The sequence below is a fragment of the Xanthomarina gelatinilytica genome (assembly GCF_000348685.1).
Lineage (GTDB): Bacteria > Bacteroidota > Bacteroidia > Flavobacteriales > Flavobacteriaceae > Xanthomarina > Xanthomarina gelatinilytica.
Window position 1 is genome coordinate 1 of the sequence record NZ_ANLA01000026.1, and the last position, 12527, is coordinate 12527.

Consider the following 12527-nt stretch of genomic DNA (forward strand, 5'->3'; position numbering starts at 1 on the left):
ATTTATCGAACTTTGAGGTGTCCTAAAAAGGGGAAGCCTACACTCAAAAAGCGATATAGAAAAAAGAGTAATTGAGCTAACCGAAAAAGTAACTGATACAGTATATTTTGATTATAAAAACGGAGAAGAATTAGAAAATCCTAATTTAGAATTTTGGCTTAATGATAATCTAACTGGAAACATTTTTTCGACTGATGTAAATTTTTCTGATAATGAAATGTATTCGATTTTTCAAAAAATATATGAAACGGGAAAAGAATCGGATTTCCTTAAAATGTATGACAGTGAAAACCCAAGTATTCGTGTTTATGTATTTTGGGCATTTGTTAAAAATAAAAAATACGGAGAAGCTAAAAAAATAATGCATTTAGAAAAAAACAAAGAAGCTTATGTTTATTGGAATTCGGCTGGTTGCGAACTTAAACAAGTTCTGACTGCTGATTTAATGAAAGACCTACTCAAAAGGATGAAAAAATACGGTAGCTAACACTGTGTATAAAAAATGCTTATTTTAGTGCTTAACCAATAGAAAGTGCGTATTTGCTTTATGCGTTTTTTAAAATGGAATATCTACAGCCAAGACGTATATAAACTATCTCTGATTAAAAATATTTAAGTTACATTTATAACATATTTGTTAACAGATATTTACATGCTATACCACTTAACTAATTACAAGATGCGTTTATTTTCCGTTTTTATTTTAGGACTTTTGCTTACTGGTTGTTTAACTGAAAAACCATCGGTGACAAATGACCCTACACAAGCTCCACCACGTACGGAATTAAGTCAGGACTCAAAAATATTTCTTGGCAACAGACTCTTTTCTGAAAAAACCTGTATAACCTGCCATGCCATAGATAGCAAACACAAAGCGCCTTCGGTGGTTGAAATCATGCAGGTATATAAAGCCCATGATGCCGATATTGTTGCCTTTTTAAAAGGTCATGCCAAACCAATAGTGGATACCACTACCAGTCAAGTGGCCATTATGCAAGACAATATTGATGGGTTTTTAAAGAAAATAACCGATGAGGAACTGGATGCTATTGCTACCTATATGATGCATGTGGATGAATTGAGCAAAAAACAATAAGCCAATAATCTGAAATTCCATTTGAAATTTTGTAATTTAAGCAATCAACATAAAAAAACAACATGCAAAACACTTTATACTTCTTAATGATACAAAAATCCACCTATTCACAAAACCCAAGGGACAGTGGTATCGTGGATTTAACCAGACCGTTTGATTTGATTGTTTTTGTTATTTTACCCATAATAATTATCGTTCTTTATTTTATTTGGAAAAAACAAAAAAAACAAGACGAATAAATAATTAGTTGAAATTATAAACCTGGCCCATTGCGATACAAGATTCATGAGCCCTTATTTCTCATAAATGAGAGAGCGGATAAACTTGTTTTATACGATTAGCCAGTGCTGAGCGAAGACGAAGTGTAGGAGGGAAGCACAACTTATGTGGCATGCTAATTAACTGCCATATAGCTTATTGATCCGGCTTTTGTAGGTTTGACCTATGGGTATTTTATGGTCTTTGATTACAATACGATTGCCTTCAATAAACTTAATTTTGCCAATGGAAACCAAAAACGATTTGTGAACCCTTAAATAGTTGGAAGCCTCTAGCAAGGTTTCATAATACGATATTTTTTCATGGCTTACAATCATGTCATCCTCTAAAAACAGTTTGGTGTAGTTGCCATAAGCTTCAATGTACAACAAGTTGTTTATAGCTATTTGATGCTGCTTTTTGTCACCTTTTACAAAGAATTGTTTAGGTTTGGTTTCAGAAGTTGAAACGTCTTCACGTACCGAGTTTGGAGTTTGAATAGTATTTGATACTTTATTTACAGCTGTCACCAATCGATCAAAGCTAAACGGCTTTAAAATATAATCTACAACGTTTAACTCAAACCCTTCAATGGCATGTTCCTTATAAGCTGTGGTAATAATGGTTTTGGGAGGATTTGCAAGCGTTTTTAAAAAATCGAGGCCTTTAAGTTTTGGCATATTAATATCCAAAAACATAAAATCCACAGTGTTTTCGTTTAAAAACTGCATGGCTTCCATGGCATTATAACAATGCTTTTCCAATTGTAAATGTGGTAGCATACCACAAAATTCTTCAATAATTTCATGCGCTAAAGGCTCATCATCTATAATTATGTATTTAAGCATGTTTGGAAATTTTTAAAGTGGATTTATAAATAGTACCTTCTATATAATTATTGAGCTCGTACTTTTTTGGGTAAAGTAAGGACAATCTGCGTTTTAGGTTGGCGAGCCCGATGCCTTTAGTCTGACTCATCTCTTTGGAATCGAAATTATTTTCAATGTTAAAATAGATACTGTCTGCGTCTTCATACAGGTGTATATGTATGAATGCGTTTTCTGAAAGCGTTTCAACACCATGTTTAAAGGCGTTTTCCAATAGAATGATGAATAGTAAAGGAGCTATTTGCAAATTGGGATTGACATCATGCTTAAAGGACAGGTCCACAGATTTTTTATACCGAATTTTGTGCAGCTCCATATAGTTTTTAAGGTATTCAATTTCATCACCCAGTTTTACGGTTTCTTTTTCACCTTCGTAAATGGTATAACGCATCATATCAGATAATTTCAAGATAACATCTGGTGCTTGTTTGGAGTTTTTAATGGTTAAAGCATATAGATTATTCAAGGTGTTAAAGAAAAAATGGGGATTTATCTGACTGCGCAATAAGGACAATTCTGTTTTGGATTTTTCTGCTTTTAAGTTTTGAACCCATTTCCATTGTTCAAAAACCCAAACCAAGAACAACACAGGTATGGGTAAAAAGAAGATAAAAAACGGCAGCTCTTCTTTAATTTTCAAATAGGTTTCCAAATCGCCAGAAAACAATCTCAAATACAAAAAATACAAAAATAACGGCGTGTAAATAAAGGCTATTAATGTCCAGTATTTTTTAATGAATGTCGGGATTAAAACATAGGCAAGACCAATCCAGAATCCTATTAATAAGCTAAAGGTTATGGGGTTGTCTGGAACCTTCATGGAACTATCTATTACTAGCGCAATAAAAAAGAGTGCTACTAAACCTAAAACCCTAAAAACCGTTTTCTTTTTTTCCTTTAGGTAGGTATAATAATGAAAGGGCAAAGCCAGGATAATACCCCAAAATATGGCATAAAGAACAATCTCAAGGGTTTGGTTTTCAGGCAGAAGAAGGAACCCAATATAATCCAACATATAAAATATGGGAACTATAAGCAACAACCCAATAAGAAAGGCTTTGTATTTTTTTATAAACTGAAACATAGGTCAAAAATACTTATGTTATCCCGTCTTCACAACTATTTGTACCAACACCATACTTTTTAATCTAAACGCGATCTTTTTTTATATGAACCCCATTTATAGGGATTTGCATAGTGTGTAACAGCGTTATAATTTGGTTTGTCATCTATACTTTAAGAACCTAAATCAGGTCTGTATGTTTGTGATAACATTTACATCCAATTAAAAAACAAACAGACAATGAATACCTTACAAATTAATAATCTTACCAAGACCTATCCCAATGGTGTCAAAGCATTAAATGGAATTACTTTGGAAATCACCAATGGCATGTTTGGTTTGTTGGGCTCCAATGGCGCAGGAAAATCATCACTCATGCGTACCATTGCTTCTTTACAGGAACCCTCTTCAGGAAGTGTTCTATTTAACAATATAGATGTGGTTAAACACCCTCATGAGATAAGAAAGCAGCTTGGATATTTGCCTCAAGAGTTTGGGGTGTATCCAAAAATATCTGCTGAAAAATTATTGAACCATTTGGCGGTTTTAAAAGGCATCATCAATCATAAAGAACGAAACGCACAAGTCACGGCACTCTTGCAACAAGTGAATTTATACCAACACAGAAAAAAAGCAGTCCATACATTTTCCGGTGGTATGCGCCAACGTTTTGGTATCGCACAAGCCTTATTGGCCAATCCACAATTGATTATTGTGGATGAACCCACAGCTGGACTGGATCCAGAAGAAAGCAATCGCTTTTTAAACCTATTGAGCGAAATAGGCGAAAACGTTATTGTTATTCTTTCCACACATATTGTAGAAGATGTAAAAAACCTTTGTCCTAAAATGGCCATACTTGCTGATGGTGAAATTATATCCCAAGGAAATCCTACGGATTTGGTTAAACATATTGAAGGCAAGATCTGGACCAAAATAATTCCTAAAAAAGACGTTGACAGCTACCAAAAAACATATGATGTAATCTCAATAAAACTAGTATCTGGAGAAACACAAATCCGTGTATGGTCTGAACAGCAACCAGAAATTGGGTTTGAGCCAATCGTACCAAATCTAGAAGATTATTATTTCGCCACATTGTATAATCACAACAATTTAAAAGGCTAAACCATGTTTAAAAAAATAGTACAATTCGAAGCTTTTTATCAATTAAAACAACGCGCATTCCCCATATTTGCACTCTTGTTTTTGGCATTGGGTGTGTTTGTTGGCCGTCAAGGACATGCACCAACTGGTATTCATTTTAATGCGCCCTTTCAAGTGTATTTTTATACCAGTCTTTTTACTTTAGGGAGTGTTTTTATCATTATGTTTTTTGCTGTAAGTGCCATGCTTCGGGACAAACAGCACCAAATGGAGCCTTTAATATATAGCTCGTCCATTAAAAAAAGCCATTATTTTTGGAGTCGTTTTTTAGGAACGTTCATGTTTAGTGTTCTGGCTTTTGCGCCTTTTCTGTTAGGGTATTGTTTAGGGCTACATTTGTCTAATTTAGATGCGGAACGCATAGCGGATTTTAATAGGTTAACCTATATACAACCCTTTTTGTATATGGTAATTCCCAACATCTTTATTTGTTCAAGCATTATCTTTTCTGTGTGTACGCTAACCAAAAACAGTACGGCAACCTATGTGAGTGCCGTGTTTGTTTACACACTCTATTTTGTGAGTTCCATCTTTTTAAATTCACCATTGTTGGCACAAGCAGTTCCGGCTTCCCCAGAAAGCATGGCTATGGCTGCTGTAGCAGACCCTTTTGGGATTGCTGCGTTTTTTGAGCAAACACAGTATTGGACACCATTTCAAAAAAACACACAGTTACTGTCTTTTTCAGGCTTGTTTCTTTTAAACAGGGTTGTTTGGATGCTTGTTGCCTTGGTAGTGCTTTGGGCTACCTATCAATTGTTTTCATTTAGAAAACTGACTATAAAAGTTAAAAAAGAACCTAGCATTAAAAATGAAGAACAACGACCAGTAGCATATAAAACAGTCAAGACATACTATCATTTTAAAGGGCAAAGTTTGGCTTTTTTATCCTTGTTAAAAATGGAATTAAAACATGTTTTTAGAAGCTTGCCATTTATTGCCGTGCTCATTATGTGGCTTTGTATTGTTTTTTCGGAATTATATGCAACGGTTGTTAGTGGAGGTGAATATGGTGTACCTATATATCCGTTTACCAATCAACTTATAAACCTAATTGTGGATCCCTTAAGCATTTTTAGTCTAATAGTAATCATCTTCTATAGTTCAGAAATTGTATGGCGGGAGCGTAGCTTAAATTTTAATAGCATTATTGATGCCACTCCAGCAAAAAATGGAGTGTTCTTTCTTTCAAAATTTGCTGCCTTATTATTGTTACCTATCATCTTGATAACAACAGGGATTGTAATGTGTCTGGCATTCCAAATCAGTTTGGGTTATTCAAATTTCGAATTCGGTTTATATACTTCCCTGTATTATCATTACGGCCTTCAGTTAATGGTATATTGTATGATAGCCTTGTTTGTCAATAGCCTGGTTACAAATAAATACCTAGGTATGGGTATCTTCGGACTCATGGTGCTTTTAAGTTTTAAATCCAACCTAATAGGTCTGGAGCATCCATTAACAAGCATAGGGTATCTGCCAAGGTTACAGTCCAATAACATGGATGGTTTCAATGCCGTTTCCAGCTTATTCAATCACCTCGCTATATATTGGTTCGCTTTGGGATTGCTCTTGGTCATCATTTCTTTTAAAATATGGCATAGAGGCGTAGTGGCTACGTTTTCCCTAAAATGGAAACAGTTAAAACAGGATTGGTCCAAACTGCAAAAATTGGCTTTTGTATGTTTTACACTAGTATTTATGGGCTCTGGAAGTTTGGTGTTTTACAATACAAATATCGTGAATGACTATATAACGCAAAGCGAACAAATGGATTTCCGTGAGAACTATGAACGACAATTTAAAAAATATGATAGCTTGGAAAGCTTGGTTCGTACTGCTGTAAAAACAGAGGTTGCCATCTATCCAAAAGAACGACGCTATACGGTTAAAGCGCATAATATGTTGAAAAATAAAAGTGAGGCACCTGTAGCAGAATTATTCATTACAGAACGGATCCCATTAGAAAGCATTCGAATGGAAAATGCCAATCTGGTGTTTCATGATAGCGTTTACCAAACCTATTTGTTTAAGTTCAACAAACCATTACAACCTAACGATTCGGTAGCACTTTCGTATCATCTGAAACATGAATTAAAAGGGTATGACACAGATGTTTCCATAGTAAACAATGGAACGTATATCAATCGTTTTAGCAATTTCGAACCTGTTTTGGGCTATACTTCCGGATTGGAAATCACGAATCATATAGAACGCAAAAAGCGAAATTTACCAGAACGTGAAGCAGAAAACAATTCAGATGCACATATGGTCATGGAAGACATCAAGTTTGAAAAAGTAACTTTCGAAACCATCATGTCAACCGATAGGGACCAAACCGCCATTAGTTCGGGTCAGTTACTAAACCAATGGACTGAAAATGGCAGGAATTATTTTCACTACAAATCAAAAGATAAAATCATGCCAGCCATAGGATATTTTTCAGCAAACTATAAAACAAAACAAGTAGTGCACAACGGCATTTCCATTGAACAGTATTACGATGCAAATCATGATTTTAACATCAAAGACATTGAAAACAGTGTCAAAGAAACATTAAACTATTGCCAGGAACATTTTGGAACCTACAATTTTGATTATGTTAGAATTGCAGAAGTGCCTGCATATTGGCCTTTTGGAGGCTTTGCGCATCCAGGTGTTATTAGTATGGTGGAGGATAGGCTGTATTTAAAAAATGTAAGCCATCCAGAAACTTTCAACTTGGTGGCAAAACGAACCATCCATGAAGTAGCACATCAATATTGGGGGCACACCTTAACTGCAAAACCAGTGGCAGGCGCTTCTTTGTTTGTTGAAGGATTTGCCAAATATACAGAAGCCGTTGTTATGAAAAAACTGTTTGGCAAAAGCGCCATTTATCAATTAAATGAAAATGCCAGAAGCAGGTATTTTTCAGGACGTTCGTTTGCAAACACTATAGAACCACCTGTCTATAAAGTATCAGGACAAGGCTATATTTCTTACGGAAAAATGTTAACCACATTGCTGGCCTTAAGGGATTTGATAGGTGAAGCAAAGCTGAATCAAGTTATAAAAAACATAACGGACAGACACAGAAATAGCAATAAATTGGAAGCCAATACCATTGAGTTTTTAAACGAGGTTTACAAAGTCACAGCCCAAGAACACCATGTGTTGGTTGATGATTGGTTTAAACGCATCATTACCTACGATTTAAGTTTGGAGAAAGGGTCTTACCGTCCATTGGAAAATGGAACCTATGAAGTTTCGGTGATTGTAAAAGCAAAGCGTTTTCAAACTATGGATACAGGGGAAATTAAACAAATCCCTATTAATGAGCCTATTAAAATAGGGGTTTTTAATACGCATCAATCCAAAATAAAGGATGATAATGCACTGCTGTACTATCAATCGCATACCATCAATAAAGAAGAAACAGAAATAAAACTGATTGTTAACCAATTACCTAAATACATCTCTATAGATCCCTTTGGAACACGTTCGGATGAGAATGTTGTAGATAATACTTTTGGGTTTTAACAAGAACCTTTCCTGTTAACAAGCAGAGAATATCACATGTCATTCACATTTGAGTTGCTAAGATTAGGTGTACTCAAACTTTAAAAAGAAAACACACAGTCAAGCACATTTTATTTTGCTTGTACCTCGGAAAATAAAAGAGCATTCACTTTCCCGCGCAATCTAAATAAAATTGTGAATAAAAAATATTAAAACAAACTGAGTAGAACAGTAAACTTTATTAACTTGTAAAGTCAAATAAAAGATAATGATTAAAGAAAGAATTGACATAGAAAGCATTGATAAACAGATATTTGAAATAAACATAGTTAACTCAGATAATTCTAAGCCAGCTTCTTTTACGCATTATTTACATAACCATAAGAATGGAGTTTCCCAATTTTACAAAAAAGATGCACTTTCTTATGTGAAAGAAATTCTTGAAAAAGAATATCCAACAGAAAAAGTTACAAATAAAGTTGCGGAAGAAGCTCTTCAATATTTAATTTTTGATATCAATAAATCTGTTCCATTTCCTGCACCTGAAAAACCAAAATTTAAGTTTATTGACCTTTTTGCAGGAATTGGTGGATTCCGATTAGCACTTCAAAATCTTAAAGGAAAATGTGTTTTTACCAGCGAATGGGACAAATATTCAAAACAAACTTATAAAGCAAATTTTGGAGAAATTCCGTTTGGAGACATAACAAAACCTGAAACGAAAAATTATATTCCAGATAATTTTGATGTGCTTTGTGCAGGTTTTCCCTGTCAAGCATTTTCAATTGCAGGAAGACGTGGCGGATTTGAAGACACAAGAGGAACATTGTTTTTTGATGTTGCTGAAATCATAAAAAAGAAACAACCAAGAGCAATCTTTTTGGAAAATGTAAAAGGTTTAAGAAACCACGACAAGGGAAAAACTTTAGCGACAATATTAAATGTACTTCGAGAAGATTTAAACTATTACGTTCCCGAACCACAAATTTTAAACGCCAAAGAATTTGGAGTTCCTCAAAATCGAGAAAGGATTTTCATAGTTGGTTTCAGAAAAGATTTAGGAGTAACTGACTTTCAGTATCCAAAACCAACAAATAACAATACGGTTTTAGATGACATTTTAGAACAAGAAGAAGTTTCTGTAAAATATTATTTATCTACAACTTATCTTCAAACTTTAAAAAACCATAGGGCACGACACGAAAGTAAAGGAAATGGATTTGGTTACGAGATAATTCCAAATGACGGAACAGCAAATGCAGTTGTTTGCGGTGGAATGGGCAGAGAACGAAATTTAGTTTTTGATGATAGATTGACAAATTTTAAACCAATAACAAACATTTCAGGAAAAGTAAATCGAGAAGGAATTAGAAAAATGACACCAAGAGAGTGGGCAAGATTACAAGGCTTTCCAGACAATTTTAAAATTATAGTTTCAGACTCACAAGCATACAAGCAATTTGGAAATTCAGTTGCAGTTCCCGCAATTCAGGCAACAGCGGAAAAAATAATAGAAAAACTTAACTGCAAATGATTACAGGAAATAAGGGAGAATGGAGCGAAATTTATGCGCTTTTCAAATTATTAGGCGATAAACAATTGTTTCTTGGAAACAAAGACATTGAAAAGTTAGAAGGTTTAGTTTATCCAATTATCAAAATACTTCGCACCGAAAACAACGGTAATTTTGAATACTCAATTCAAGATGAAATCATTCTAGTTTCGGGAGATGAAGAAGTTTTAAAAATTCCTATTTCAGACTTTAAAAACAAAGCTCTTTTTCTTCTAAATGCAATAAAGCAAAATAAAGAAAGGACTTTTTCTGTTCCAGAAATTGAGGAATTTATGCAATCCATAAATTGTATTTCCTTAAAAGCAAGTTCTACAGCGAAAACTGACATTACTATTGTTGTTCACGACCAAAGAACGAATCAACAACCGACTTTGGGATTTAGCATAAAATCTCAACTTGGTAGCCCATCTACGCTATTAAATGCAGGTAAAACAACAAACTTTATCTATAAAATTGTTGGTGCAAATTTAACTAAAACCGAAATTGAACAAATCAATTCAATAGCTTCGAGAAGTAAAATAATGGATAGAATTGTTCAAATTCAAAAAAAAGGCGGGCAATTTGATTTTATAAAGACAGAACGACAAATATTTTCAAATAATCTAGTTTTAATAGATAGTTTACTACCAGAGATTTTATCGCAAATTATTTTTGACTTTTATTCAAATGAGTTTTCGCACTTGACCGATTTAGTAAACAAAACAGCAGACAAAAACCCTTTGAACTTTGACACGGAAAACGAACATAAATTTTATGAATACAAAATAAAGCGTTTTTTAACTGATGTAGCACTTGGAATGATGCCATCGAAAGTTTGGACAGGTAAATATGATGCGACAGGCGGATATTTAATTGTAAAAGAAAACGGTGATGTTTTGTGTTACCACATTTACAATAGAAATGAGTTTGAGGACTATTTGCTAAATAATACAAAACTTGATACTGCAAGTTCGTCACGACATGGATTTGGAGAAATTTATGAGAATAACGGAGAACTATATTTTAACTTGAATTTACAAATCAGGTTTAAGAAATAACCAATTCTCAAATTCATACACAAACTTTTTGCCAAACTTTATAAATAAATTTAAAAATACTGGTCAATAACATATAAAATAATTTAAAATCCTTAGTTTCAAATTATCAAAGCCTAACGACTACAGCACCAGTAAATTGGAAAGTTTATTGTTTCGGGCAAAAAACGCAATACTAACGGCCAAAATGGAATTGAAAGAAATTAGGGATGGAGAAGAAACCATGCTTAGTAAAGAAGCCTGGGAAACCATTTTGGCGCAAAGCCACAAAGAGCAAATTGAAATTGAAAAAGAATTGTTATTAAGAGAAACTCAAGCAAATAATGCTAACGAAGATGACGAATTTTTAGATAGCATCATCAAGGGCTAAAATCAAATCAAAAATCGAATAGCAAAATCCTATTCATCTAACCAACAACATCTTAAGCCACTTTTTTTTTATACATTTAATTTTTTTTACTATCTTAGACTGTCCTAAACACCTAATAACCAAATGCCTAAACAAAAAGGGATCATAAAGCTAAAAGGTACCTTAAACGGGGTGTGTTACTACCCACTTAAGGGTATGTACATTAAGCGTAAAGCCACTGGGCCTTCCAGAGAGCGCATCTACAACGATCCCGCATTCAAAACGGTTAAGGCAAACACCCAAGAGTTCGGTGGGGCTTCTAAGCTCTCAAAAGCCATCAGAACCGGTATTTTGGAAACAACCAAACAGTTTCAGGACCCCACAATGTCTAGTCGCCTTACAGGCACCTGTTACAATATCATCCAAGAGGGGAGTGGGATCCCAGGAAAAAGGGAAGCCAACCTGGCAAACAACCCACAAGCCCTCATAGGTTTCAAATTCAACAAAAACCTGGCTTTGGATAATATATATACGGCAAAACCAATCATTACCAATAAAAAAAACAGACGGATCATTACGCTTAACATCCCAGAAAGTTCCAAAAAAAACCTAAAAAAAATACCTAAAACAGCTACACATTTCCAACTTATTGCAGCCTTGTCTGTGGTATCTGGTTACAAATGCCGATTAAACCAAAAAGTATACAGACCTATAACACCAAAACACAATGCCTTGGGCACTACTCAAAAAACCCAGGCATTATTATGTAAAATAGAACATAAAAACCTTCAAATAACACTCGAAACCCCTGTAAAAACAGCAGTTTCCAAACATGCTTCACTAGTGGTTTGGTTCGGTATTCAATTCATAAAACAGGAAGGAATACAATATTATTCCCTAAAAAACAGCAAGGTTATGCAGTGTGTCACACTGCTTTAAACCCTTATAAACAAAGACTTTCTAGGGGGTTCACCCGTAGCTGCTTCGGGTTAACTTCGGGTTAACCTCGGGTCTAAGCCGGATAAACCCCGGGTAAGAGCTGCCTCAAACACTCAAATATTCCATAGGAAACCAAAAGGACAAAGCATCTCCATACATGCTTAATTTCCAAAAACTGACTACAGCTAATGTTTTTAAATCTAAAGATATCTTAAATCCAAATTCGTGAGAATCGCGTATTTGAAATTTTATTGACCCAAGTTCTGAATATTAAAAAAATACAGCAGTTTAAATAAATGTAAAACTTACGAATGAATAACAATATATTAAAAAAATACAGCAGTTTAAATAAATGTAAAACTTACGAATGAATAACAATTATTAAAGTTAGCGTTTTGGTTTCCTTTTACATAATTGTTGACGATATGAGCCTAAAGGCAATCATATCTACAATTATATAAAATAGCTTAGCTATACGGAAACATTAAAGTTAGCGTTTTGGTTTCCTTTACATAATTGTTGACGATATGTGCCTAAAGGCAATCATATCTACAATTATATAAAATAGCCTAGCTATACGGAAACAGCAAACAATACATTTGTATTATAATTTATATTATGTAAAATAGAATATTTTGAAACTACCTCCTAGAACTA

General features: G+C 34.1%; 11 protein-coding genes. 9 read left to right on the forward strand and 2 right to left on the reverse strand.

Features of this window, described 5'->3' with window-relative positions; translation table 11 throughout:
- The first annotated feature begins 217 nt into the window (after positions 1–217).
- The 3 genes from D778_RS13455 to D778_RS13465 all read left to right on the forward strand — a co-directional run bounded on the left by D778_RS13455 (position 218) and on the right by D778_RS13465 (position 1335).
- Positions 218–487, forward strand: coding sequence for a hypothetical protein (locus D778_RS13455; protein WP_040492605.1), 270 nt, complete (start codon positions 218–220; stop codon positions 485–487).
- A 165-nt stretch (positions 488–652) separates the two neighbouring features.
- Positions 653–1096 carry a c-type cytochrome gene (locus tag D778_RS13460; protein ID WP_238307692.1) on the forward strand — a complete coding sequence of 148 codons (444 nt, stop codon included), beginning with the start codon at positions 653–655 and terminating at the stop codon, positions 1094–1096.
- A 62-nt stretch (positions 1097–1158) separates the two neighbouring features.
- Positions 1159–1335: a hypothetical protein gene (locus D778_RS13465; protein WP_007651666.1), complete on the forward strand. Its 177-nt coding sequence runs from the start codon at positions 1159–1161 to the stop codon at positions 1333–1335.
- Between the two features lie 159 nt (positions 1336–1494).
- On the opposite strand, the gene D778_RS13470 is transcribed toward D778_RS13465, so the two are convergent.
- A complete protein-coding gene (locus D778_RS13470) occupies positions 1495–2202 on the reverse strand; it encodes a LytR/AlgR family response regulator transcription factor (protein WP_007651667.1) in 708 nt (235 codons plus the stop codon).
- Complete coding sequence (locus tag D778_RS13475) at positions 2195–3325, reverse strand: sensor histidine kinase (RefSeq protein WP_007651668.1); 1131 nt, start codon at positions 3323–3325, stop codon at positions 2195–2197. The genes D778_RS13470 and D778_RS13475 overlap by 8 nt, the downstream gene beginning before the upstream one ends.
- A gap of 219 nt (positions 3326–3544) precedes the next feature.
- Between D778_RS13475 and D778_RS13480 the strand changes: the two genes are divergently transcribed.
- The 6 genes from D778_RS13480 (at position 3545) to D778_RS13505 (ending at position 11870) form a co-directional block, all read left to right on the forward strand.
- Positions 3545–4432 (forward strand): ABC transporter ATP-binding protein, encoded by an 888-nt coding sequence (locus D778_RS13480; RefSeq protein ID WP_007651669.1) that lies wholly within the window; start codon positions 3545–3547, stop codon positions 4430–4432.
- Between the two features lie 3 nt (positions 4433–4435).
- Positions 4436–7996, forward strand: a complete 3561-nt coding sequence (locus tag D778_RS13485) for an ABC transporter permease/M1 family aminopeptidase (RefSeq protein ID WP_007651670.1) — start codon at positions 4436–4438, stop codon at positions 7994–7996.
- Positions 7997–8243: 247 nt separating this feature from the next.
- Positions 8244–9509 (forward strand): DNA cytosine methyltransferase, encoded by a 1266-nt coding sequence (locus tag D778_RS13490; protein WP_007651671.1) that lies wholly within the window; start codon positions 8244–8246, stop codon positions 9507–9509.
- A complete protein-coding gene (locus D778_RS13495) occupies positions 9506–10585 on the forward strand; it encodes an HpaII family restriction endonuclease (protein WP_007651672.1) in 1080 nt (359 codons plus the stop codon). The genes D778_RS13490 and D778_RS13495 overlap by 4 nt, the downstream gene beginning before the upstream one ends.
- A gap of 184 nt (positions 10586–10769) precedes the next feature.
- Positions 10770–10952, forward strand: coding sequence for a hypothetical protein (locus tag D778_RS13500; protein WP_007651673.1), 183 nt, complete (start codon positions 10770–10772; stop codon positions 10950–10952).
- Positions 10953–11147: 195 nt separating this feature from the next.
- A complete protein-coding gene (locus D778_RS13505) occupies positions 11148–11870 on the forward strand; it encodes a hypothetical protein (RefSeq protein WP_155949965.1) in 723 nt (240 codons plus the stop codon).
- Positions 11871–12527: the final 657 nt, after the last annotated feature.

Bases quoted from the DNA above. Each gene is read 5' to 3' on its own strand.
- D778_RS13470 (WP_007651667.1), bottom strand. From the start codon at position 2,202: ATGCTTAAATACATAATTATAGATGATGAGCCTTTAGCGCATGAAATT.
- D778_RS13460 (WP_238307692.1), top strand. From the start codon at position 653: ATGCTATACCACTTAACTAATTACAAGATGCGTTTATTTTCCGTTTTT.
- D778_RS13465 (WP_007651666.1), top strand. From the start codon at position 1,159: ATGCAAAACACTTTATACTTCTTAATGATACAAAAATCCACCTATTCA.
- D778_RS13485 (WP_007651670.1), top strand. From the start codon at position 4,436: ATGTTTAAAAAAATAGTACAATTCGAAGCTTTTTATCAATTAAAACAA.
- D778_RS13500 (WP_007651673.1), top strand. From the start codon at position 10,770: ATGGAATTGAAAGAAATTAGGGATGGAGAAGAAACCATGCTTAGTAAA.
- D778_RS13480 (WP_007651669.1), top strand. From the start codon at position 3,545: ATGAATACCTTACAAATTAATAATCTTACCAAGACCTATCCCAATGGT.
- D778_RS13490 (WP_007651671.1), top strand. From the start codon at position 8,244: ATGATTAAAGAAAGAATTGACATAGAAAGCATTGATAAACAGATATTT.
- D778_RS13475 (WP_007651668.1), bottom strand. From the start codon at position 3,325: ATGTTTCAGTTTATAAAAAAATACAAAGCCTTTCTTATTGGGTTGTTG.
- D778_RS13505 (WP_155949965.1), top strand. From the start codon at position 11,148: ATGTACATTAAGCGTAAAGCCACTGGGCCTTCCAGAGAGCGCATCTAC.
- D778_RS13495 (WP_007651672.1), top strand. From the start codon at position 9,506: ATGATTACAGGAAATAAGGGAGAATGGAGCGAAATTTATGCGCTTTTC.
- D778_RS13455 (WP_040492605.1), top strand. From the start codon at position 218: ATGTATTCGATTTTTCAAAAAATATATGAAACGGGAAAAGAATCGGAT.